The following is a 24,115-nucleotide window of genomic DNA, read 5'->3' as shown; positions in this document are numbered from 1 at the left end:
CTTATTCGTTGTTCGCTGTTTCACTAGCAGAAGCAGTCGTATTCGCGACCTCTTCACCAGCATCAGCCATTTGTACATCTTGACCAGCTTTTAAGGTAACATAGGCTTTTTTATAGTCGTTACGACGGCCGATACTCTTACCAAAACGCTTTGTCTTACCTTTAACATTCAAAGTGTTTACTTTAGTAACTTCAACACCTTCAAACATCAACTCAACTGCTTTTTTGACTTCAAGCTTAGTAGCATTAGAATCAATTTTAAATACCTGCACACCAAGTGAGTCGCCAAGCATTTGAGATTTTTCTGAGAATACAGGCCCTCTTAAGACCTGATAAAGTCTTGCGTTATTCATGCTAGTGCTTCCTCAAATTGTTTCGCAGCTTCAACTGACATGATCACTTTATCAAACGCGATCAAACTCACTGGGTCCACTTCATTTGTACCAAGTACATTGACATGTGGAATGTTGCGAGCAGCTAAGTATAAGTTTTCGTCAACTTCTTTGGTGACGATTAGTGCACGAGGTGCATTAAGCTCATTTAACTTTGCAATCAGCTCTTTAGTCTTAGGCCCAGAAACGCTCAACTCTTCTACCAAAATCAAACGCTCTTGGCGAATCAATTCGGCTAGGATGCACTGCATCGCACCGCGATACATTTTACGGTTTACTTTCTGTGACCAATCTTGTGGTTTTGCAGCGAATGCACGACCACCTGAACGCCAGATTGGGCTACGAATAGAACCCGCACGAGCGCGACCAGTACCTTTTTGGCGCCATGGCTTGATACCACCGCCAGAAACTTCGGCACGGGTTTTTTGTGCGCGTGTACCTTGGCGAGCACCAGCTAAATAAGCGGTGACGACTTGATGCACTAGTGCTTCGTTGAATTCACGACCAAATGCCGTATCAGAAAGCTCAACCGCCGCACCTGTAACTGTTTTTAAATCCACGTTAATCCCCTTGCTTAGGCTTTGACTGACGGACGTACGATAACATCGCCACCGGTGGCACCTGGGATAGCACCCTTGATGACAAGTAACCCTTTCTCGGCATCAACCGAGATCACTTCTAGGCCTTGAACAGTAACACGCTTGTTACCCATCTGGCCCGCCATCTTTTTGCCTTTGAATACTTTACCTGGTGACTGGTTTTGACCAGTTGAACCATGTGCACGATGAGATACTGAGTTACCATGAGTAGCATCTTGCATGCTAAAGTTGTGACGTTTTACAGGACCTTGGAAACCTTTACCTTTACTCTGTCCTGTCACATCAACCATCTGACCTTGTTCGAATAAGTCAGCTAGGATCTCACCACCAATCTCACGACCTTCAAGATCGCTTTCATTGGCACGAAATTCCCACACACCACGGCCAGCTTTAACGCCAGCTTTAGCGAAGTGACCTTTTTGTGCGGCTGTTACGCGACTGTCACGACGGGTACCTGTGGTAATTTGGATAGCTTGATAGCCATCTACATCAGTATTTTTTACTTGAGTAATGCGGTTTGCATCGACCTCAACCACTGTCACAGGGATAGATGCGCCTGTTTCAGTGAAGACACGGGTCATGCCGCATTTTTTACCGACTAAACCGATCGCCATTTTAGACCTCTTTATATCTTATATTAATGGGTTGGGTGTGTAATGTGCATTAACCCAAAGCAATTTGAACGTCAACACCCGCCGCTAAATCTAGTTTCATTAGCGCATCCACAGTTTTGTCAGTAGGCTGAACGATATCAACCATACGCTTATGAGTACGAATTTCGTACTGGTCACGAGCGTCTTTGTTAACGTGTGGTGAGGTTAGAACGTTGAAGCGCTCAATGCGAGTCGGCAACGGTACAGGACCACAAACTTGCGCACCGGTGCGCTTTGCAGTATCGACAATCTCTTGCGCCGACTGATCAATCAGACGATGATCAAATGACTTGAGACGGATACGGATTCTCTGGTTAGCCATGCCAGCAAGCTCCTAATATGTGCCTTTGTCATTCTTGCGTTGCAAGCTTGTGATCAAAGGCAGTTTGGTTAAAGATTCACTTCAAGCGGCTTCCCATTCTTTACAGAATCTGTTCTTCAAGAGAACCAGCAGCGTGCTAAAAGCAAAATAGTTTAAAGCCCCGCCAACCCTCCTATTAATATGGATGTCAGCAAAGGCATAATGAAATAGTGCTAGAAACGATGCTCTAGCTGTCATAGCGCCAGCTTTTTAATCGGCTGCGCGTATATAATTCAGTGGTGTATATTATACATAGTATTTTTTTCATTGCAAGCGCAATATAGGGGGCGGTGCAACACCCTACCCTGTTGAACGGCGCTATCCATAAACAGAGAGGCAACTTGCACACATAAACAGTGAGTTACGCCATCAGTCCAAAACAATATCATACTGCTCTTGGGTGTACAGGTTTTCTACATCAAAAGTAATGACCCTACCTAATAAGTACTCTAAGTCTGCCACGGTGTCGGACTCCGACGTTAACAGTAAATCAATAACCGCCGCATGAGCGACGACAGTGAATTTCTTAGGGGAGTTATACGTACGGGCACAGCGCATGATCTCACGAAATATCTCAAAACAGACGGTTTCTGCGGTTTTTACGAATCCGCGGCCTTGGCAGGTCGAGCATGGCTCACAAAGCTGCTGCCCTAAAGACTCGCGCGTGCGTTTACGTGTCATTTCTACTAACCCAAGCTCACTTACTTGCGTGATTTTGGTTTTGGCATAATCTTGTGCCAGCTGCGCTTGCAAACTCTCAAGTACATCGTCTTTATGCTGTTGTTCCAGCATATCGATAAAGTCTAAGATAATAATGCCGCCTAGATTGCGCAGACGCAACTGCCGAGCGATAGCGTGAGTGGCTTCTAAGTTGGTTTTATAGACCGTGTCTTCTAATGAGCGGCCGCCAACAAAGGAGCCCGTATTGACGTCAATGGTGGTCATCGCTTCAGTTTGATCAATAATCAGATAACCACCAGACTTTAGATCCACGCGGCGTTTTAGGGCATCACGTAAGTCGTCTTCGACACGGTGTACATCAAATAACGACTGCTCTGCAGTGTAATGTACGATTCGATCGTAGACAAAAGGCACAAACTCTTTGGCAAAGTACCTTACTTGCTCATAAACTTGCGTATTATCGATGATGACTTTTTCGGTATCGGCGTGTACTAAGTCACGAATGGAGCGCAGTGGCAGTGATAGCTCTTGATAGATCAGCTCTGAGCTTTGATGATGGTTGATCTCTTGACGGCGCGCACAAATGGTACGCCAAAGCTGTAATAAGTAATAAATATCTTCTTCTAGCTTATCGACAGGAACACGCTCTGCTGCAGTACGAGCAATGAGACCGCCTTTTAGATTGACCGTTTGCATCAAACTACTCAGCTCAGTCTTTAAACGCGTGCGCTCCTCTTCCCCATCAATTCGCTGTGATATACCAATATGCTCACTGGAAGGTAGATAGACCAAATAACGCGATGGTAGCGATATGTTGGTGGTTAAGCGAGCGCCTTTGCTACCCAATTGATCTTTGGTCACTTGTACTAAAATACGCTGGCTTTCGTGCAAGCGGTGCTGAATAAGGGTTTTAGTCACTGGTACAACGTCAGTACTTTGGGTACTGACCACAGGAGGCATGACCGCCAAACTGTCGGCTGAGTCATCTAGCACGCCACCGTCTTTATTAATATCTGTGTCAGTCTCTTTCTTGGTCGTTTGGGCCGCTTTATTTTTGCTTTCTGCGACTGGGCGCGGCTCACGCTGCATATCATTGACATGTAGAAACGCTGTCCGCGACTGGCCAATATCCACAAACGCCGCCTGCATACCAGGTAAGACACGCACGACTGTCCCCAGATAGATATTACCAACCAGACCCAGTTTATGATGACGTTCAATATAAATTTCGCCCAAGATGCCGTTGTCTAACACCGCGACACGGGATTCCATTGGACTAATATTAATCAGCAGCTCTTCGGACATAATGTTTTTCTCTTATCTCTCAGCTTTCTTATTAGGCGTTTATCGCCTATTAGCTTTACAGTGTAACAAATACGACTTACTCTTGCCCATGACCCTACCGTGTCATTATGTGCAAAAGCTTAGCAACCAATCTGTGATCAATTGATAGCTTTTGCCTTCATCTGTCTTATCTCTTTACCTATCGCTGACGTCTGTGAGGCTTTTGATCAATGCCAGCGTTTGTGCAAGTGGCAAGCCCACGACATTGGTATAGCTGCCATTGATACGACTGACCCATGCCGCCCCCAAACCCTGAATGCCATAACCACCCGCTTTGTCAGTAGGCTCGCCACTATCCCAGTAGTCGCTCATCATTGCTGGCGTCAGCGGGATGAAACGCACTTCTGTACGCTCAGTGATTTGTTGTTGATTGACTATCTGATACGCTGGCTCGTTACTCGCTGTGTTGGCACTATTTGGAAGTAACGCTATTTGGGTTGCCTGAACCGCCGTCCATACTTGGTGGACGCTGTCCGACATTTGCTGCCACATACTATAAGCGTGTTCACGATCGACGGGTTTAACCAGTATGGTTTGACCATCTGCTAGTACCCCGATAGTGTCGGCAGTTAAGACAATAAGGTGGTGAGCACGAGTGTCTTTGTTTGTTTTAAAGGCTTCATTTAGCTGCTGTATCGCAGCCTCAGCTTTCATGGCAACCATACGCTCAATATAGTCTTTTGGCGACTCATTATCATATTGCGTTTCATCGATATCCACGCGCAATACACTAAAATCCAGCTGCGCTCTTGCGAGCAGCTCTCGACGCCGCGGCGAACCAGACGCTAAAATGATATCCATCGCTATTCTCTTACCCTATAGATTGTGTGTTTTTCATTTTGATTTTTTGTAGGCTGGCACGCCAAAACAGGCCATTCATGACAGTGATTGCCGTCACCACCAGCGCGATAGGAGCAGCCTTACTTAACGCACAAATTTTCGTAACGCTAATAGCACCAATGGCCAGCTGATGATACTCATCAACAAGGATAAGGCGGACTTTGCAACAAAGGTATTTTGGATAGCCATCTGTAATATCCATAGGTTTAACTGGAACACAATCAACCCTAGGCTCGCTATGAGCCACGCACTGATGGTATTTAGTTGTCTAACATAGATACTGCTGATTTTGATCACAAGAGCGACCACCACCGCAGCAAAGGCTTGCTCGCCTAAATGGGTGTCCAGCAATAGATCGGCAATAAGACCAATGGTAAATGCCGTGAAGATACCCACATAACGCGGCTGAAATAACAACCAAAAAATCAGCACCATGATCATAATCATAGGCCGCAATGTCGCCATACTAGGACTTAACGGATACACATTAAGCGATGATGCAATGACAAAACTTATAATAATCATAGCAATCAGTAGTACCTTTGCATTCTCAGAATCAGGATACGACATGGGTACTTACCTTAGCAAATGGGCGGGCTGCTGCTATAAAAGCATGATTGAGCGTTGATGATAGGATACATGCGCTAGATGAGAGCGATGACAGTCATGTTACTTTGCGCTAGGGGCGACACGTAACGCCAATGGCGCTTATTCATTAGCCGCAAGCGTATTTTTATTTATCAGCTTGTCTTGGAGCACCAATACATAAGCATTATTGATAAAGTTTGCCGCTGGCGTCACTTCTATGCTTCTAAAGTTGGCGGCTTGGGCATCTTTAATATGCGCGATGCGGCCAACCCGATAACCTGCAGGGATACGCCCGCCCAATCCTGACGAAACCAGCTCATCCCCCACACGCACGTCTGAGGTTTTGAATACATAGTCGAGGCTTAAGGCGGTTGGTATTCCCTGCCCTGTCACGATAGCACGTTGGCCTGTGCGTTTCACAGTGACCGCCACTGATTGCTGTTCATCAGTAATAAGTAGTAAACGGCTGGTGTTGGGATAGACATTAATGATCTGTCCTAGGATACCGTCTTCGTCGATGACCGTTTGTCCAACCTGTACGCCATCTTGCATACCCTTATTAAGCACCACAATTTGTCTGAGTAAATTGGTATCTGTACCAATGACTTGAGCCAGATTAAGATCAAATTGCTCAGGTTTGGTGGTGGACAAAATACCTTGCAGCCGGGCATTTTGAGCCAAGATATAATCTTGCTGCTGCAGTTTGGCTTGTGCGTAAATAAGTTGTGATTTTAGCTGGATGTTTTCGCGGCGTATTGCTTCTTTAGATTGCAGGCTACCACTCGCCCAATGCTTAGCATAGCTTGGCAACAATGATAGCTCATAGATAGGCTGCATAGCGGCATGGCTGCTATTACGTAATGGTTTAAACCAGTCTGAGTTTTTGCTATCAAACCACATCAGTATCAAGGCTGCTATCAGTACAATAGCAGTCTTACGAAGTGACAACGGCTGGCGCGCAAAAATACTTGGGGTCATAAGTCTTTTAACTCAGGAGTTATAAAATAATCAGTAGCCAGTACTGGGTATAATGACTATCCGTTTACTAACACAGTTAGCGTTGCACATAGCTTACTCACAGTCGAGCGCAGCACTATGTACAGACAGAAATGGCTTCTAGCGTTTGCCAATGTAATTAAAGGCAGCGCAACTGGCTACCTTTAATTTTATGCTTTTTTAACCAGATATTTTACGCTTACTGTAAGCGAGCGCACGAGTACTATAACAATACAGTACGCTCAACTAAAACAGACTACACAAAAATCATGTTCAAGCTTTTGTTATTGATAAAATCAAGCGCAATACCACCACCACGGCTGACGCAAGTTAGCGGATCTTCAGCCACAGTCACAGGTAGTCCCGTTTCTCTTGAGATTAACTTGTCCAAGTCACGTAGTAGCGCGCCGCCGCCCGTCAAGACAATACCACGCTCTGCAATATCTGATGACAGCTCAGGCGGGGTTTGCTCAAGTGCGGCTTTTACGGCACTAACGATACCACTCAATGGGTCACTCAGCGCTTTTTGTACTTCTTCTGAATTGACCGTAAAGGTTTTTGGTACGCCTTCTGCCATGCTACGACCACGAACTTCTACTTCAAGCTGGCTGTCTTCATTGAGTGCAGAGCCGACTTCTTGCTTGATACGCTCAGCCGTCGTCTCACCAATCACGCAGCCATGGGTACGGCGAACGTGTGTAATGATGGCTTCATCAAACATATCACCGCCAATACGAATCGACTCAGCGTAGACACAACCAGATAGCGCGATCACCGCAATCTCAGTCGTACCACCACCAATATCAACCACCATAGAACCGCTCGCCTCATGCACCGGCATACCCGCACCAATTGCTGCCGCCATTGGCTCTTCTAGCAACAGTACTTTACTCGCGCCTGCTGATGAGACCGCCTCACGAATCGCTTTACGCTCAACCAGAGTAGACTTACAAGGCACACAAACCACCACATTAGGCTGGGCCATAAAACGCTTGGCTTTTACCTTACCAATAAAATGCTTAAGCATTTTTTGCGTCACTTCAAAATCAGCAATCACGCCGTCTTTTAGTGGACGAATAGCCGTAATATTGGCAGGCGTACGACCAAGCATCTGCTTCGCATCGATACCAACAGCTGCAACGGTAGGGTTCTGAGTACGATTACTTCGTAGCGCGACCACCGTAGGCTCGTCAAGCACGACGCCTTTATTAGGAATAAAAATGAGGGTGTTCGCAGTACCGAGGTCGATAGCGATATTATTTGATAAAAATCCAAACAGGTTCATGACTAATATATCCAGCGTCTTACGAATGAGGCGAATGAGATTGACTGAGGGGTTACTCGTCAGTGTTGAGCAGGTCGTCGATAGACATTACTTATCGCGAAAATTGAACATCGCAACAAGTCAAACCTAAGCAATAATGATGAAATGACAAAACTGAGCTAAATTATACCGATTTAGCTCAAAAAAAACACAGATATTTGCATCAGTAAGTCAGGATTTTGGTCTTAAACGCTAAAAGTTGTTACAAAGTTTAAATAGCAGCCATTGCCATTCAACGGAATGAAACATCATTTAATTCAATAACTAACAAGGTTCTACAGGCAGATGAGAGTTTTGCTTTACAGCAGGTGCATACTGTAACGTATTTCAGAACGGAATGGGTGGGCAATTAAGAATCAATCGTGAATTATACGGTCAATTTTACAAATCCTTCTGTCTTGGCGGATATTGTGCATCAATCTAGCGTCATGCTCTGTAAACTTGGGTCAGATGCTTTATAATAAGCCAACTGTATATAAGACTTTATTTTCGTACTAACCTGTTTTATTTTTTGTCTTTGCTTGTCTTAGTATTCAATGGTCTTAGCGTTCACCTACTACTACCTTTAACAAAAAATGTCCTTAACTGGAGAAATCATGTCACAGCAACCAACACCCTCTGACAGTAACGTCAGCCGTGAAGAAATCCTAGACATTGCTAACCTTGCCCGCTTAGGTATCGATGAAAGTACGGCCGATAGCTATGCCGATGACATCAGTAAAGTATTAGAGCTGATGTACACCCTTGGCAACGTTGATACGGCGGGCGTTAAACCATTAGCAAACATCCATGAAGCCTGCCAAGAATTGCGTGCTGACGTCGCCAAACACGATATCAACCGCGCGCGTAATCAGTCGGTTGCACCCGCGGTCGAAGACGGCTTGTATTTGGTGCCACAAGTGATTGAATAGGCCGCTTTCGCTATTTTTGCCTTTATCTCACTTTATTAATGCTATTAACACTTTGACGGACGACACCTTATGTCTGAACTTCATCTATTAAGTACCCAGCAGCTTATCACTGGCTTGCAAGACAAACAATTTAGCAGCGTGGAATTGACTGAACACTACATCAAACGTATAGACGCGCTAGACAGCAAGATCAACAGCTTTATCACTCATACCTCTGAGACGGCACGCGCCCAAGCAAAAGCGGCAGACGAGATGCGCGCACAAGGCGATCAGCGCCCATTATTAGGCGTGCCCATGGCGCATAAAGACATCTTTTGTACCCAAGGCGTGCTGACCACTTGTGGCTCGAAAATGCTACACAATTTTATTTCACCTTATAATGCCACGATCGTCTCTAACATCGATAAAGCTGGGATGATCAGTTTAGGTAAGCTCAATATGGATGAGTTTGCGATGGGCTCGGACAATAGCAGCTCTTATTATGGCACGGTACAAAACCCTTGGAACCTAGAGCGTGTTCCTGGTGGCTCATCAGGTGGTAGTGCTGCCGCCGTTGCCGCAGGTTTTGTCCCTGTAGCAACAGGTAGTGATACGGGTGGCTCTATTCGTCAACCTGCCTCATTTTGCGGTTTGACGGGGATCAAACCGACTTATGGCCGCGTGTCACGCTTTGGCATGATTGCTTATGCCTCAAGTCTCGACCAAGCTGGTAGCATGGGACGCAGCGCTAAAGACTGCGCTTATCTATTGCAACCAATGATCGGCCATGACCCACGCGATGCGACATCGATCAAACACGACATTCCGGATTATGTGCAAGACCTTAACGACGCAGAAGCAAGTGCTGGTGACAAACCATTTGCCGGTCTGCGTATAGGCTTTGCCAAAGAATACTTTAGTAAAGGGCTAGACAACGAAGTCGAGCAAGCGGTACGGGCGGCACTTAAAAAATATGAAGAGCTGGGCGCCACCATTGTAGAAGTAAACATTACCGATCCTGAGGTTACGCTTGCGACTTATTATATGCTAGCACCAGCAGAAGCCTCATCGAACCTATCACGCTTCGATGGCGTGCGCTTTGGTTATCGCTGTGAAAACCCAACCGATCTTATCGATCTGTACACGCGCTCACGCTCTGAGGGCTTTGGCCCTGAGGTACAGCGCCGTATTTTGACAGGCACTTATGCGCTGTCTGCAGGTTACTTTGATGCTTATTACACCAAAGCACAAAAAGTCCGCCGTTTAATCGTTCGCGACTTTGATGAAGCGTTTGCCAGCTGTGATGTGATTGCTAGCCCAACCGCGCCCACGGCGGCTTATAAACTCAGTGAAAACCTCGACCCTGCGACCATGTACCTAGGTGATGTTTATACTATTGCGGTTAACTTAGCCGGTCTGCCTGCGATCAGTCAACCAGTTGGCTTGACGTCAGAAGGTCTACCGGTTGGCTTGCAGTTGATTGGTCAGTATTGGCAAGAAAGTAAGCTACTGTCTACAGCCCACCTGTTTCAGCAACACACAGACCATCATCTGCAACACTCTACTATCGCCAAGGAGACGGTATAATGAACACAGCAACGACAACTGACAACACTGCCGTCCGTAAAGAGCTATTTGTCGATGGTTATGAAGTGGTTATCGGTATTGAGATCCACTGCCAGCTCAATACTGAAAGTAAAATATTCTCAAGCGCGCCGACTGATTTTGGTCATGAGCCAAACAGCCAAGCCAGTATCGTTGATTTAGGTCTGCCGGGTGTACTGCCCGTTCTAAACAGCGGCGTGGTTGATCGCGCTCTAAAGTTCGGCATTGGCGTTAATGCCGAGCTGGGTCTGTACAACACTTTTGACCGCAAAAACTACTTTTATCCTGACTTACCAAAAGGCTATCAAATCACCCAGATGGCCAATCCTATCGTAGGCGTTGGCTACATCGATGTTGTGGTCAATGAAGGCGAAAAAAACGAATATCCGAAACGCATGGGTATCACCCGCGCGCATTTAGAAGAAGATGCGGGTAAATCTGTCCATGATGCCATCGATGGCATGACTGGCGTCGATCTCAACCGTGCTGGTACGCCGCTGATCGAGATCGTATCCGAGCCAGACATGCGCTCAGCCCATGAAGCGCTTGCTTATATCAAAGCCATTCATCAGCTGGTCACGTGGCTTGGTATCTCAGATGCGGTGATGGCCGAAGGGTCTTTCCGCTGTGACTGTAACGTCTCTGTGCGTAAGCCTGGCGATGAGCTTGGTACGCGTACTGAGCTAAAAAATCTGAACTCGTTCCGCTTTATCGAACGCGCGATCAATCGTGAAATTGAGCGTCAAATCGATATCATCGAGGACGGCGGTAAAGTCGTCCAAGCAACGATGCTATATGACCCAGAACGCGATGAAACTCGTACCATGCGTACCAAAGAAGATGCCAACGATTATCGCTACTTTCCTGATCCTGACCTGCTGCCTGTCCACATTGAGCAGCATACAGTTGATGCGATTAAAGCGGCTATGCCTGAGCTACCTGTTGCGCGTCGTGCACGCTTTGAAGAGGCGCTTGGGCTGTCAGAGTATGACGCTCGCATCTTAACTGGTAGCCGCCAGCTTGCCGATTACTTTGAAGATGTTGTCGCTGATGTGGGTGAGACGCACGCAAAAATGGCGGGCAACTGGGTAATGGGTGAGCTACTGGGCGCCCTCAATAAAGACGACACAGACATCATTGATGCGCCTATCAGTGCCAAGCAGCTCGCAGGACTGCTCAAACGTATCAATGATGACACGCTGTCGGGTAAGATGGCCAAAAAAGTCTTCACTGCACTATATGAGCAAGAAGGCGGCGACGCTGACGATGCAGCAGACAAGATCATCAAAGAAAAAGGCCTCAAGCAAGAAACCGACACGGGTGCTATTAAGACAATCGTTGAAGAGGTTATCGCTAAAAATCAAGCGATGGTCGAAGAGTATCGCGGCGGTAAAGAAAAAGCCTTTAATGGTCTGGTCGGTCAAGTTATGAAAGCCAGCCGTGGTAGTGCTAACCCGCAGCAAGTCAATCAAATCCTAAAAGAGCTATTGGGTTAAGGTTGTCTGCTCATTGGTTAGGCTGACTATTATAGGTAAAACGCTGTTGTATCTTTTGCCAAAGACAAATAGCCCTTGCAATATGCATAATTTTGCGTAAAATAGTCAGTCATTCGGGGCGTAGCGCAGTCTGGTAGCGCACTACACTGGGGGTGTAGTGGTCGCAGGTTCAAATCCTGCCGTTCCGACCAAACATAGTAGTTATAAGAAAAGCCAATCATTGATCTTCAATGGTTGGCTTTTTTTTGGAATCAGTTTAAATATATTTCTAGTACTGAAACACAATAGCAGATACTTGCCATCTATAGACTTTTATAGAGCGAGCAGTTAGGGTAAATGCTTTACCGTGATGATGGTTTATCCTATGTCCGAGCCTATTGCCAAGCCCGTCCCTAGCCTTACAGATGACGCACCTTGGGAGCGTTACCGACGTCCTTATGTGCGTGATTTGGCATATGTGCTGGCGTGCCCCAACGTCTTGACGACGTGGCTGGACTTTGTGCCGCATCAAAATACGCATAAGGTTGAAGTACATAGCGCAAGCTTCTGGCAAGCACAGTTTGCAGCGTATCAACAGCGTTTAGAAGAGCTTGACACCACCACTGCCTACCAGACGCTCACTCGCTATTTACTCAAGCGTCCCAGTCCCAATCGCTTGGGCTTTCACTTCGAAGGATTGTTATCATTTTGGTTAGAGGATGGTTTTGCGCGTCAGTTGCATCCATACGAAACGTTGGCTAACAACGTGCAACTGTACAACGGCAAACAGACAACCGGCGAGCTTGATTTGATTTTATACAATCATGAAGAGCAGCTTGTCGAGCATTGGGAGCTGGCCATTAAGTTTTTTATGGGCTCAGCCCCGTTTGAACCTATGAACTGGGTAGGTATTAATTCCAATGACAATCTACAGCGTAAAATGACCCATATGCAAACCAAGCAATTTCGAGCGGTGTGGGTAGATACTGAGGATCGAGGTCAAATCAAAATTGATAAGCGTTATGGCGTTATAAAAGGACGGTTCTTTTTACCCATAAACACCAAACACTTTGGCTGCTATGATTGGCCTACTTGGCTCACACCAAGCTTTCCGCTACATGAATGGTGTGATAAGAATGATACGGTTAACCTCGCTACGATTGATACGACCACATTACGAGCTGCACATTATATTGAATGGTTTAGCAAACGCCGCTTTTACGATCGCGATGATGGTCATCCATCGCCACTCACCTACTCTGATAACGAGTCACTCAAAACAGGATTGTACTTTGAAGGTGATAGACCCATCGTTATTTACCCCCATCAGCGCGACCAAGCTCACAATAGCTTTTAATGCACACTCGTAAAACCGTCAATATGTTTCAATCACTTGCATCAGCTCATACCTGAGCATATCTGCACTGGGCATACGCTCAGCGTGAAAACGGACGATGGCAATACCTGCACTCGCAAGGGCTTTATCTTTTTTGTCATCAGCCTTTTGCCGCGCTTTACTGCTGTGCGTCCAATCATCCAGCTCAATCGCTACTAGCGTGGTCTGTGCATCAACATCCACGATCACATAATCGACGCTCTGACGGCAGATGCGGTTAAACCAAAAGCTACGCTCGGATGTCTCATTACTATTGGCTTCAATGATTCGCGACAGCTGAACTTGCACAAAGATGTGATATTCCGGCAGGGCGTTTTTGAGCTTATTAAAAAAAATCACTTCCGTATCGGTCATGATGGGCATTGGCGCAAACGGCCAAATCGCCAGCTCATCGCCGCGAACTGGCTTTGGGTCCGGCTCAGTGCTTTGACGTTTTGATAACAGCTTGGGTAACGTAATCAGCCCTAAAAATCCAACGGCCAATATTAAAAATATAACGCCAAATGACATGGTTTTACCTTATACAATATGAGAGTGAGCGGCTAGACGTCACGACCTTATTAAGATCACTAACTGATCACAACAGGGCAGCCCTTGTAGGCTGACAGGTTATATAAAAAGAGAGAATAAAAATGCTGCTCATCGTAACCAAACACGCGCCAATCAGCAAACTATAAAACAAAAAACACGACAGTAGATGTCGTGTTTTGATAGTTAGGAAATAAAAAGTCAGACCAACCTCATAAAAGCGCTCCTATTTATCTCAATATAAGCCTTTGATGACAATTGCCGCATCTGTACTTTAGCGCCAGTAAAGCACCCAAGCGTTGGTCGTATTGACTTTAGGATCGCTATTAATCTTATCTTTTAGGGCTAACGCGGCCACTTTACCGCGCTCAGGCCCCACGATTACTCGGACACCGCGACTGGTAGGACTGGTCTTCACTTGATAGCCCGCCGCTTGGAGTTTTTTTGCTAGTGCGTCTGCTTTGGCTTGGTTATCTGCTAATGCCACTTGCACCCCAAAGCTACCTTTGGCATCCGTTTCTCTCGCTTCTTTGCGTGCCTCGCTGAGTTTTTGCTGGGCATCACGCTTAGCATCGGCAGATTTCTTTGCTAGCGCCTCTTCTCGTTGACGTTTTTCTTCACGTGCTTGCTCAGCCGCCGCTGCTTCACGCTCTAGACGTTGCACTTGATCACGCGACGGGATGGTTATGTTTTGGCCCAGCTGTAATGAGGTAGACGGTGAGATATTATTTGCTTGAGCCAAAACTTCAACTGGCATGTTGTATTGCCTAGCCAGTTTAATGAGTCCATCCCCTCTTTTGACTTGATAGTCAGAAGGCGATTTTGGTGGCTCGTTTTTAGCGGCCTCCGCTGCCTCTTTTTTTCTCTCAGCCGCAACTTGTGCGTCAGCTTGTCTCTTTGCTTCTGCTTGTTTTTTACTTTCTGCTAGTTTTTCAGCAGCGGCTTTTTCTTGTTTTGCTTCAGCCTGTTGCTTTTCATCTGCCTGCTTTTTCGCTTTAGCTTCTTTCACTGCATCGTCGGCGGCTTTAACTAACTTCTCAGCATCTTGCACTTCCTTACTTTTGCCACTCTTTTCCGTGTTTTTTTCCTCTGCTGAACTGTCACTCTGCTCACTTACCGCAGCGATGTTTTCGACATACTGCTGACTTTCCGCCCGAGCTTTTGCTAATGCTTGCGCTTCAGCAATCTCTTGCTCTGTTAAGAACTGCTGAGCACGCCTTTCTTGCTCGGCAACGCGAGCGGCACGTTCTCTTTGTTTTTGCGCGAGGATACGTTTTTCAGTCTCAATATCAGTCGTCAGTGGCTGCAGCGACTCTTGCTCGGTATCTGGCTTTTCTATCATCGCTGACGTTGGCGCAGGTTTATTGCTATCACCAATCTGTTGTACCATTGCGTATAGCATCACGCTACCGCCTATAATCATCCCAATGCCCAATAAGGCTTGTCTCGAAAAGTTCATCCGTTTACGTCTCTTAGTTGGTAATAAGGTTGATTGAGCGCCGCAGCTATCGTCTCAAAACTATACTATAGATAGCTTTAATCTGCAGTAACGGCCGTCGGTTACATCTATTCGTGCGCAGAATTTATGCCGACTTTCTAATACCAGTCTGCTAAATCACTTTGATTATAAAGCATATTTTTCATGCTGTCTGCCATCATCCTATCACTAAAATTTATGTGAAATAGCGGACGATTTAACTTAAATCACGCTACCTCAAGAGCAGCCAGTGCCTCTCCAATCGTGTGAAAAGAGCCACAGACCACGATGAGATCTTGTGGTTGACTGGCGTTTATCACCGCCTGCGTCGCTGCCTGCAAACCCTCAAACTCATGTATCTGAGCGCTATCCACATACTCAGCTAAGATATTTTGCAGACGCTCGGTACTTGCAGCACGCGGATAGTCAATTTCAGCGATAAACCAGTCGCTAATTGGCAGATCTGCTTCGGTCAAACACTGCACGACTTTATTGATGTCTTTATCGCCTAGCATTGAAAACAGCATTTTTATCTTTGGCGGCGCGATATGAGCGTGGCGGTTGTGATTGTTTTGTTCTACTACGTGCTGCTGCCAAAAAGACAACAACTGCGCCAGTAAAAAATCAACGCCTTGTTCGTTATGCGCCACGTCCAATAGCCAATGACGACCTTGCACTTCACGGTAGTCAAAGCGACCTGCTAACTTGACCTTTTGTAGTGCTTGCTCAATCGCATGAGTGTCTACATTTAACGAACTTGCCAGTACTGCTGACAGCGCATTGGCGGTGTTGGTCAGTGACAGTGCGGGCCGTGGTAGTTGCATCGTGACAGCGGCATTACTGTACTGCCACGTTTTTGCGTCGATTTCGCGGTAACTAAAATCTTGCCCAAACTGGTAGCAAGTCGCTTTATGCTTATTGATGGCTTGCTGCACACTATCTGGCATCGCTGTCGTACCGTAAATTAAGGGAATACCTTCACGTAAGATACCCGCTTTCTCGCGACCGATGTCTTCAACATTGTCGCCTAGCCAATCGACATGATCGATGCCGATGTTGGTAATCACTGCCATGTCAGGATCGATGATATTCACCACATCTAAACGGCCACCCAAGCCTACTTCTAACACCCAAACATCACAGTCTGCTTCAGCAAATATCAGTAATGCTGCCAGCGTCGTCATCTCAAAAAACGATAGGGTCAACGCGCATTCTAACCGTGCCAACTCTACTTTGCTAAAAGCATCAATCAACGTCTGATCACTGACCATCTCGCCATTGATACGCACGCGCTCATTAAAGACACTCAGGTGCGGCGACTGATACAGAGCGGTTTTATAACCGGCAGCTTGACACATCTGTGCGATAGCGGCGGTGGTTGACCCTTTGCCGTTGGTACCTGCCACCGTAAATACGTAGGCGTCATCCTTCGCTGATTGCACGACGCCTAGCGACTCAGCGACTGGCAATACTCGCGATAAACCCATGTCGATCGCAGAGACATGTATCTGCTGCATATAATCAAGCCACTCAGTTAGGCTGGCTTTGTTATTGGGACTATGAGTACGAGAAGTTAAAGAATCAGACATGGACAAAACCTATATAAAAATTTTGATAAAAGCTCAAATTTGATAAAAGCCTAAAATAGTATAACGAGCTAAATAACAATAAAAAATAGCATTTACCGTGATTGACGATAAATGCTATTCGTTAGGGTTACCTATGCGGTAGATATTAGCACGACAAGAAACCGTTATACATACCGTAATAGACCCGTTTATCTACTAAGCGTCAACATTCGGCACACGGCATAACTTGGCCAATAGACGGTAAATCGTATCTATCAACTGATGACGATGCACCACTTCATCAACCACGCCATGCTCTAACAAAAACTCTGCCCGTTGGAACGGCTCTTCTAGCGTCTCACGGACGGTTTGTTCAATCACGCGCTTGCCAGCAAAGCCGATCATCGCTTTTGGTTCTGCCAAGTGAATATCGCCGATCATGGCCAAAGAAGCCGTCACACCACCATAAACAGGGTTGGTCAATACCACAATATAAGGTATGCCAGCTAAGCGCAAGCGTTCAATGGCGGCAGCGGTTCGTGCCATTTGCATTAATGACAGCAGACCTTCTTGCATACGGGCACCGCCCGAGGCTGCAAAGCACACTAAAGGGACTTTGTCTTCAAGGGCTTTTTCGGCCGCTTGGACAAAACGATCGCCAACCACTGACCCCATAGAGCCACCCATAAAACGGAAATCAAATGCACAAGTGACCACATCTAGATTGCGCAATTTGCCGTGCATCACAATCAGTGCTTCAGTCTCGCCTGTTTTCTCTTGTGCTTCCATCATACGCTGTGGATAGGGTTTGCTGTCCACAAAACTTAGCGGATCTTTGGCGGTAAACTCTTGCCCAAGCTCCCCATCTACTTGATCGAGTAGCCAGTTTAAGCGTTCACGAGCACTCATCGGTAAATGATGGTCACAATGTGGGCACACATAACAGTTAAAAATCAGCGCCGTATTGGTAATCATGGAGTGGCAGCTGCTACATTCCGTTGACGGCTCGGTCTCGACCGCAGTCAATGGTGCCGTCAGCTGTTGCTTGATCCCTGGTATCGGGCGATTAAACCATGATTGTCCAGCCGTCTTGTTATTTTGCTCAAGGCTAGCAGCACTATCGTTGTTAGAGTCAGGTTTTGTCATCGTATCAGTCATATTATTCGCCATTATCAAAGGCTTATCGGCAAGTTGGCTCATTCACTTGTCCCTAAGAGTAGATTTAAGAGTCACATACAGTCATAACATGAGCAGTTATAAGGCACACTTACGTGCAACTGTAACAATTTATATGTGAGGTTAGTTTACACACGTAAACTAACTTTAGCAAAGTCATTTGTTGGTGTCTTTATAAACAATGTGACGATACCTTAACTCGGCTATTGATACTCTAAAAAATAAGGCCGCATACTCATATAATCTGGTTGCTGAAGGTGCTATTTGCAGTATAGCCACTACCCCTTACTAAAGTTAAGCACTTAAACTATCGAGTGCCGCCCGCAGCTCGTCCATCTTAGTCATTATCTTTTGCTGAGCGCTTGCGACAGCATCGGCATCGTTAGCATCTATATCAGCAAAGTTCTGTACCAAGGCACTGCCGACGATCACGCCATCTGCATGAGTACCAATCGCTTTTGCCGAAGCGGCATCACGAATACCAAAGCCCACACACACTGGCAAATCTGTCTTTGCCTTAATCGCTTGCACTTGGGTTGCCACATCATCCGTATCTAGCGTGGCTGAGCCTGTCACGCCTTTTAAAGACACATAATAAATATAGCCGCCGCAATGGGTCAATACTTGCTCACGGCGCTCAGGCAGAGTCGTTGGCGACAGTAAGAAAATCTCATTCATCGAATGTTCAGTCAAATGTTGGGTAAAGCTGCCCGCCTCTGCTGGTGGTAAATCCACCATCAAGATACCATCGACGCCTGACTGCTCACATAAGGCGACAAAGTTATCATAACCGATAATCTCCACTGGATTAAGATAACCCATCAAGATAATGGGCGTTTGCGTGTCTTGTTGACGGAACTCTGCGACCATTTTTAGGGCATCACGGGTACTGGTCCCTGCTGCCAATGCGCGCTCACCCGCCAACGCGACGACTGGACCATCTGCCATTGGATCAGAGAACGGCAAGCCAAGCTCGATCATATCCGCGCCGTGCTTAACCAAATCATGGAGCAAGTCTACGGTCGTTGTAGGATTGGGATCGCCTGCCATCACATAAGGAATGAGGGCTTTTTTATTTTGTGCTTTTAAGGTTGCAAACGTGCTTTCAATTCGGGTCATAGGAGTCTCTTAATTCATATAAATTAGCTTACTTGCTTGCCCCTTTATTAAATAACAAAGGGCGCTAAGCAATTTTTCTTATAAGCAATAGATTGGATAAGCGTGCAAAAGTAGTCGCTGCTACAGCTCAATCCCTTCCGCCTTCATCACTGAATGCAAGTCTTTATCACCGCGACCTGACATATTGACGATAATGGTCTGATCAGGTGTCATCGTCTTAGCCAGCTTTAAGGCATAAGCGACTGCGTGAGCTGATTCAAGTGCAGGGATAATGCCTTCTTTGCGCGTGGACTCATGAAAGCCTTCTAGTGATTCTTTATCAGTACAGCCAACGTACTCAACGCGCTTCATGTCTTTTAAGAAGCTGTGTTCAGGACCGACACCGGGGTAATCGAGTCCCGCTGAGATAGAATGCGTCTCTTGAATTTGGCCGTCATCATCTGCCATCAGGTAGGTACGGTTGCCGTGTAGCACGCCGATACGACCTGCTGCTAGCGGCGCGGAATGACGACCTGACTCAATGCCATCACCCGTTGCTTCAACGCCATACATTTTAACGTCGGTGTCGTTTAGGAAGTCAAAGAACAAACCAATAGCGTTTGAGCCCCCGCCGACACAAGCGACTAGGGCATCCGGTAATTTACCCGTTTTTTCTAAATGCTGAATACGCGCTTCTTTACCGATAATCGCTTGAAAATCACGGACTAATAGCGGATAAGGATGCGGGCCTGCCACCGTACCGATAATATAATAAGTAGTATCGACATTGGTGACCCAGTCGCGCATCGCTTCATTCATGGCGTCTTTGAGCGTACGTGAGCCTGACGTGACAGGGACAACTTTCGCGCCAAGCAAACGCATACGATAGACGTTCATCTTTTGACGCTCAACATCGTCAGCACCCATATAGACGATACATTCTAGACCCAAACGCGCAGCAATTGTTGCTGTCGCCACGCCATGCTGTCCTGCGCCCGTCTCAGCGATGATCCGTTTTTTACCACACATTTTGGCAAGCAGTGCTTGGCCGATGGTGTTATTTACCTTGTGTGCGCCCGTATGGTTGAGATCTTCACGTTTAAAGTAAATTTGCGCGCCGCCAATCTCATCACTCAAGCGTTTGGCATGGTACAGCGGTGTTGGACGACCGACATAATTGACCAAATCGTTGTGATACTCTTCCCAAAACGCAGGGTCGGCTTTGACTTTGGTATAGAGCGTCTCTAGCTCTTCAAGCGCGGCCATCAAGGTTTCGGAGACGAAGCGACCACCGTGTACACCAAAATGTCCGCGCGTATCCGGATATTGGTTGAAGTCGGCTACGTTTTCAGGATTGGTAAAAGTATTGACAGACTGCGCAGTGGCAGATAAATCTTTGTTCGCGACATGACTCATGGTAATTCCTACTGTAATAAGTGGTATTTTTTAGTATAAATATGGGGAAAAACGGTTTAAGGAGTTGGCTATGTAACGGTCATACAAAGCTAGCTACTCAGGTTCGAAGGTTCGCTAAGCGTCTCATTTTGCCATCGATCGCGTTTGACTGCCTTCATAAAGGCGCGCATTTTGGCGGTGTCTTTTTTGCCTTTATCCTGCTCGATACCACCACTGACATCGACTGCATAAATAGGTAGCTCTAAAGTCGCCACAACATTTTCGGCATCGAGTCCACCCGCTAAGATAATGGGTAGCGCGCTGTCCTTTGGTATCAAGCTCCAATCGAAACGGGCGCCAGTACCACCATATTTATACTGATGATACGCATCGAGTAAAATACTGCTCGCCCCTGCTGCGGCAAACTGATCAATCTGGGCGCGCACGCTAGCCGTGGTATGCTGATCAGCATTGATACGCAGCGCTTTAATCCAGCGCTTATTGACGGTATTGGCTAGCTGCTCGCACTGCTCAGGCGTTTCATCACCATGAAACTGAATAAGATCAAAAGGTACATTATTGGCCAATTCAACCAGTTCATCCTCAGGCATATTGACCACTAACGCCACCACATTCATAAAAGCAGGCACCGCCGCGCTTAGCGTCTTCGCTTGCGTAAGCGTGACAGCACGCGGACTTGGTGGGTAAAACACCAAGCCGACCGCATCCACACCCAATTGTACAGCAGTATGAATATCACTAAGCTGGGTAAAACCGCAAAATTTAACGTGCATGACATGACCTTAAATAAGAAACTTAGCATGACAGGGTTAAACGGACTCGCGAAAAATGCCAATCGCTAGCGCTACCAAGTAAATATGATAATTTGTTAATCAGATGGCAAATCCATTGCATCCAAAAACTTATCCTAGCATACTTTTATTCCTAATTTTGTTTATGATTGACATAAGGCGACTTGAATGTCTAAGACCACGTCAGCAACGGCTAACAACGCTGATAGCAACGCTAAAAATACAAGCGTAAATCCGCCCCATTATTTGATGTGGTTTCGTCGTGATCTGCGAATTCATGATAATACCGCCCTAGCGGCTTTGTGTGAGCGGGCAAACACAGACAACGCTCAGCTCAGCGCGGTGTTTTTTCTAACGCCCGCTCAGTGGAAAGCCCATGACATGTCACTTGCACAGGTTGACCATATCGCTCGTACCTTACCGCTACTTGCACAACACCTACAAGAGCAATTGAATATCACTCTAATAGTACAGGTCTGTCCCAGTTTTTCGGACTGTATAGATGCGCTAACTACTTTATGTAAGGACAATGCCATTAGCTGCATCATGGCCAATCACGAGTACGAAGGCAATGAAATCAACCGTGATGAACAATTAAACGAGCGACTGACAAAAGACGATATCGCAAAAGAAGCTATCGAATTTGTCCGTTGGCATGACCAATGTATCTTGCCACCGCAAAGCATTACCACCAATGACGATAGCATGTATCAAGTATTTACTCCGTTTTATAAAAAATGGCGGCATACGTTGGACGTAAGCGATATACAACTACATACAGCATCAGGGGTAAATGAGAACCAAAACGGTGAGCTAACATTAGCAAAAAACAGTGCAAGCTCTGTTAAGGAGATAGAAAATCTCGGTAGAGAGATTACTAATAACTACCAAAAAACACTGCAAAGTACGGAAGCATTACAGCATGTCAATATGGCGGCACAGCTCAGTCAGGCAAGAGATGCTTATCCTGCTGGTGAGACCGCCGCTTGCCAGCGGTTAGAGGAGTTTGTCGCTGAAGATATCAACAATTACGATGTGAGTCGCGATGTGCCGCATCTACAGGCAACCAGTCAACTATCCGCCTATCTCGCGATAGGGGCAATCAGCCCTAGACTTTGCTATGTTCAAGCAAGCAAAGTACAAGAAAAACTTCACGGCAATGATGGCGACAATGACGATATCAACCGCTGGATCAGCGAGCTTGCGTGGCGAGATTTTTATCGTCATGTACTGGTCGATAAGCCAGCACTAATCCGCCACCAAGCCTACAAGGATGAAACGGACAAACAAATTAATTGGTCATACCATGAGGAGAATTTTAAAGCGTGGTGTATGGGAAAAACGGGTGTACCACTGGTCGATGCTGCCATGCGCTGCCTCAATGCAACAGGCTTTATGCACAATCGCCTGCGAATGGTCACAGCGATGTTTTTGACTAAAGATTTGCTCATTGACTGGCGCTCGGGTGAGCGCTATTTTATGCAGCAGCTCATCGATGGCGACTTTGCATCCAACAATGGCGGCTGGCAATGGAGTGCCTCGACTGGTACGGATTCTGCCCCCTATTTTCGCATTATGAATCCCTTTAGCCAAGCTAAGACCCATGATGCTAACGGTGAGTTTATTAAGACGTGGCTACCTGAACTAAAGAGCATCCCTACCAATGTCTTGCATTCAGAAGACAAACTCCGCAAGGCGCTCGGTAAAGGGGGGCAATTTGCCGACCTTGACTACCCTGTGCCCATGGTCGAGCATAAAAAAGCACGCCAGCTTGCCATCGCAGAATTTAAAAAATAACAGCTAAGCTTAACAAGTAAGACTAGCCTTGTTAGCTATATATAGGTTTAACCATTTGCCGACACGGTCAGTGGCATTTGGCACGCCCCTGCGCCCTGAGTGGTCACTGTTACCACAGCTCCTGTCAAAGCAAACAGCTGCTGGATTTGCGTTTGCGCGTTTTGTAGCGCCATATTCATTACGTCTCCTCGGCAAGCCCGTTCTAAGACTTCTTTTTTGGCCATACTTTGTGCTTGTGCTAAGATTTTTGGATCGACTTGCATCAGGCCAAAAGCGCCCGTTTGCCAATCATAAATCTCAATATCATCCAAATACACGGAGAATATCTCTGAGGGCGGTAAGGTAATATTGATTTTTGGCATGCTTGAGGCTGGTGTACTGGTATTGGCTACCTGCTCCCCGTCTACATCAGTGTTAGCCTCAGCAGGCGGTACTACCTGTACCATCTCAGGTGTCAACGTACTTAAATCAATACCCGCTTCTACCCGCCCACGAGCGATAAACAAGCCTTTTTGTTCATCCTGCCACAGCTTCATCCAGCTACCGGGACGCTCGCTTGTAATCACGGTATCGACGCTAAACGCAACGGTATGCAAACGATTAAGCTGCTGGATTTGCGTGACCACACCCTCGCGAGTGATGGTTTCTATGGGCTCTTCTTCTGTTAGATTCTGCGTACTATAAATAGCAAAAACAATCGCGGCCAAACCAATGAGCAAAATAACCCATGACATCATGGCTATCGGTTTTTTCGCTTGCGGACTTCTCCCCTTGTGCTCAAGAGGAGAGCGTTCATCAGGACTGTTCATATAGGCCACCTCAATACTTCATCATTTATACTGTATCGTTTATACCGCTTACTTTTATAAATTACATGACAAACATCGGTCTATCAGATAAATGCTATTTTTGCGCCTTCACTTCAAGTCATGGCTACTAATATGCTACATAAGCCCCAATCCTCTTAGCCCACCAAAATTCGCTGTTACTGACTGTAAACACGCTTAAAACAAGCAAACAGTGCCGTTATGGCTGCCTCAGCTAAGACTTTAACGCCCGTTCGGTCTGAAAAAACAAAAAGTCATTGCGTCTTAGACAAACTTTACCTAACATAGTCAGAT

At 46.4% G+C, this 24,115-nt stretch carries 22 protein-coding genes and 1 tRNA gene; 6 read left to right on the top strand and 17 right to left on the bottom strand.

What is annotated here, in order from left to right:
- Position 1: 1 nt before the first annotated feature.
- The 9 genes from rplW to B2P60_RS05520 all read right to left on the bottom strand — a co-directional run bounded on the left by rplW (position 2) and on the right by B2P60_RS05520 (position 7,747).
- Positions 2-352 (bottom strand): 50S ribosomal protein L23, encoded by a 351-nt coding sequence (gene rplW, locus B2P60_RS05560; protein WP_193006040.1) that lies wholly within the window; start codon positions 350-352, stop codon positions 2-4.
- Positions 349-951, bottom strand: a complete 603-nt coding sequence (gene rplD / locus B2P60_RS05555) for a 50S ribosomal protein L4 (RefSeq protein WP_193006042.1) — start codon at positions 949-951, stop codon at positions 349-351. Before rplD ends, rplW begins: the two co-directional genes overlap by 4 nt.
- A gap of 14 nt (positions 952-965) precedes the next feature.
- Positions 966-1,604, bottom strand: a complete 639-nt coding sequence (gene rplC / locus B2P60_RS05550; protein ID WP_057758696.1) for a 50S ribosomal protein L3 — start codon at positions 1,602-1,604, stop codon at positions 966-968.
- A 49-nt stretch (positions 1,605-1,653) separates the two neighbouring features.
- The gene (gene rpsJ, locus B2P60_RS05545; RefSeq protein WP_010196670.1) at positions 1,654-1,965 is read right to left on the bottom strand and encodes a 30S ribosomal protein S10; all 312 of its coding nucleotides are present in this window, start codon (positions 1,963-1,965) and stop codon (positions 1,654-1,656) included.
- A 408-nt stretch (positions 1,966-2,373) separates the two neighbouring features.
- Positions 2,374-3,990 carry an Rne/Rng family ribonuclease gene (locus B2P60_RS05540; RefSeq protein WP_286739940.1) on the bottom strand — a complete coding sequence of 539 codons (1,617 nt, stop codon included), beginning with the start codon at positions 3,988-3,990 and terminating at the stop codon, positions 2,374-2,376.
- Positions 3,991-4,164: 174 nt separating this feature from the next.
- On the bottom strand, positions 4,165-4,830 hold the full coding sequence (locus B2P60_RS05535) for a Maf family protein (RefSeq protein WP_286739939.1): 666 nt from the start codon (positions 4,828-4,830) through the stop codon (positions 4,165-4,167).
- A gap of 123 nt (positions 4,831-4,953) precedes the next feature.
- Complete coding sequence (mreD, locus tag B2P60_RS05530) at positions 4,954-5,439, bottom strand: rod shape-determining protein MreD (RefSeq protein WP_198335030.1); 486 nt, start codon at positions 5,437-5,439, stop codon at positions 4,954-4,956.
- 138 nt (positions 5,440-5,577) lie between these two features.
- Complete coding sequence (mreC, locus tag B2P60_RS05525) at positions 5,578-6,435, bottom strand: rod shape-determining protein MreC (RefSeq protein WP_286739937.1); 858 nt, start codon at positions 6,433-6,435, stop codon at positions 5,578-5,580.
- Positions 6,436-6,709: 274 nt separating this feature from the next.
- Positions 6,710-7,747 carry a rod shape-determining protein gene (locus B2P60_RS05520; RefSeq protein WP_198335038.1) on the bottom strand — a complete coding sequence of 346 codons (1,038 nt, stop codon included), beginning with the start codon at positions 7,745-7,747 and terminating at the stop codon, positions 6,710-6,712.
- A gap of 626 nt (positions 7,748-8,373) precedes the next feature.
- On the opposite strand from B2P60_RS05520, the gene gatC reads away from it, so the two are divergent.
- The 5 genes from gatC to B2P60_RS05495 all read left to right on the top strand — a co-directional run bounded on the left by gatC (position 8,374) and on the right by B2P60_RS05495 (position 13,104).
- Positions 8,374-8,688 (top strand): Asp-tRNA(Asn)/Glu-tRNA(Gln) amidotransferase subunit GatC, encoded by a 315-nt coding sequence (gene gatC, locus B2P60_RS05515; RefSeq protein WP_198335032.1) that lies wholly within the window; start codon positions 8,374-8,376, stop codon positions 8,686-8,688.
- 69 nt (positions 8,689-8,757) lie between these two features.
- On the top strand, positions 8,758-10,254 hold the full coding sequence (gene gatA / locus B2P60_RS05510) for an Asp-tRNA(Asn)/Glu-tRNA(Gln) amidotransferase subunit GatA (RefSeq protein ID WP_286739936.1): 1,497 nt from the start codon (positions 8,758-8,760) through the stop codon (positions 10,252-10,254).
- Complete coding sequence (gene gatB / locus B2P60_RS05505; protein WP_286739935.1) at positions 10,254-11,768, top strand: Asp-tRNA(Asn)/Glu-tRNA(Gln) amidotransferase subunit GatB; 1,515 nt, start codon at positions 10,254-10,256, stop codon at positions 11,766-11,768. The genes gatA and gatB overlap by 1 nt, the downstream gene beginning before the upstream one ends.
- Before the next feature lie 114 nt (positions 11,769-11,882).
- Positions 11,883-11,959 (top strand) — tRNA-Pro (locus B2P60_RS05500).
- A 173-nt stretch (positions 11,960-12,132) separates the two neighbouring features.
- Positions 12,133-13,104, top strand: coding sequence for a DUF1853 family protein (locus B2P60_RS05495; RefSeq protein ID WP_286739934.1), 972 nt, complete (start codon positions 12,133-12,135; stop codon positions 13,102-13,104).
- A gap of 18 nt (positions 13,105-13,122) precedes the next feature.
- Here B2P60_RS05495 and B2P60_RS05490 read toward each other — a convergent pair whose 3' ends face one another.
- The 7 genes from B2P60_RS05490 to B2P60_RS05460 all read right to left on the bottom strand — a co-directional run bounded on the left by B2P60_RS05490 (position 13,123) and on the right by B2P60_RS05460 (position 21,179).
- A complete protein-coding gene (locus tag B2P60_RS05490) occupies positions 13,123-13,653 on the bottom strand; it encodes a DUF2726 domain-containing protein (RefSeq protein WP_198335097.1) in 531 nt (176 codons plus the stop codon).
- A 292-nt stretch (positions 13,654-13,945) separates the two neighbouring features.
- Positions 13,946-15,130: an SPOR domain-containing protein gene (locus B2P60_RS05485; protein WP_193006059.1), complete on the bottom strand. Its 1,185-nt coding sequence runs from the start codon at positions 15,128-15,130 to the stop codon at positions 13,946-13,948.
- A 245-nt stretch (positions 15,131-15,375) separates the two neighbouring features.
- A complete protein-coding gene (folC, locus tag B2P60_RS05480; protein WP_286739933.1) occupies positions 15,376-16,737 on the bottom strand; it encodes a bifunctional tetrahydrofolate synthase/dihydrofolate synthase in 1,362 nt (453 codons plus the stop codon).
- 195 nt (positions 16,738-16,932) lie between these two features.
- Positions 16,933-17,886, bottom strand: a complete 954-nt coding sequence (gene accD, locus B2P60_RS05475; RefSeq protein ID WP_286739948.1) for an acetyl-CoA carboxylase, carboxyltransferase subunit beta — start codon at positions 17,884-17,886, stop codon at positions 16,933-16,935.
- Positions 17,887-18,186: 300 nt separating this feature from the next.
- Complete coding sequence (gene trpA / locus B2P60_RS05470; protein WP_286739932.1) at positions 18,187-19,011, bottom strand: tryptophan synthase subunit alpha; 825 nt, start codon at positions 19,009-19,011, stop codon at positions 18,187-18,189.
- Between the two features lie 120 nt (positions 19,012-19,131).
- On the bottom strand, positions 19,132-20,406 hold the full coding sequence (gene trpB, locus B2P60_RS05465) for a tryptophan synthase subunit beta (RefSeq protein WP_286739931.1): 1,275 nt from the start codon (positions 20,404-20,406) through the stop codon (positions 19,132-19,134).
- An 89-nt stretch (positions 20,407-20,495) separates the two neighbouring features.
- Positions 20,496-21,179, bottom strand: coding sequence for a phosphoribosylanthranilate isomerase (locus tag B2P60_RS05460; protein WP_286739929.1), 684 nt, complete (start codon positions 21,177-21,179; stop codon positions 20,496-20,498).
- A 186-nt stretch (positions 21,180-21,365) separates the two neighbouring features.
- Between B2P60_RS05460 and B2P60_RS05455 the strand changes: the two genes are divergently transcribed.
- A complete protein-coding gene (locus tag B2P60_RS05455; RefSeq protein ID WP_286739927.1) occupies positions 21,366-22,994 on the top strand; it encodes a cryptochrome/photolyase family protein in 1,629 nt (542 codons plus the stop codon).
- Between the two features lie 47 nt (positions 22,995-23,041).
- On the opposite strand, the gene B2P60_RS05450 is transcribed toward B2P60_RS05455, so the two are convergent.
- A complete protein-coding gene (locus B2P60_RS05450; RefSeq protein WP_286739926.1) occupies positions 23,042-23,803 on the bottom strand; it encodes a DUF4230 domain-containing protein in 762 nt (253 codons plus the stop codon).
- Positions 23,804-24,115 lie beyond the last annotated feature (312 nt).

The organism is Psychrobacter sp. UBA3068 (genome assembly GCF_002366815.1).
Lineage (GTDB): Bacteria > Pseudomonadota > Gammaproteobacteria > Pseudomonadales > Moraxellaceae > Psychrobacter > Psychrobacter namhaensis.
The sequence above is the reverse complement of the archived record's forward strand: the minus strand, read 5'-3'. Positions and strand labels throughout refer to the sequence as shown.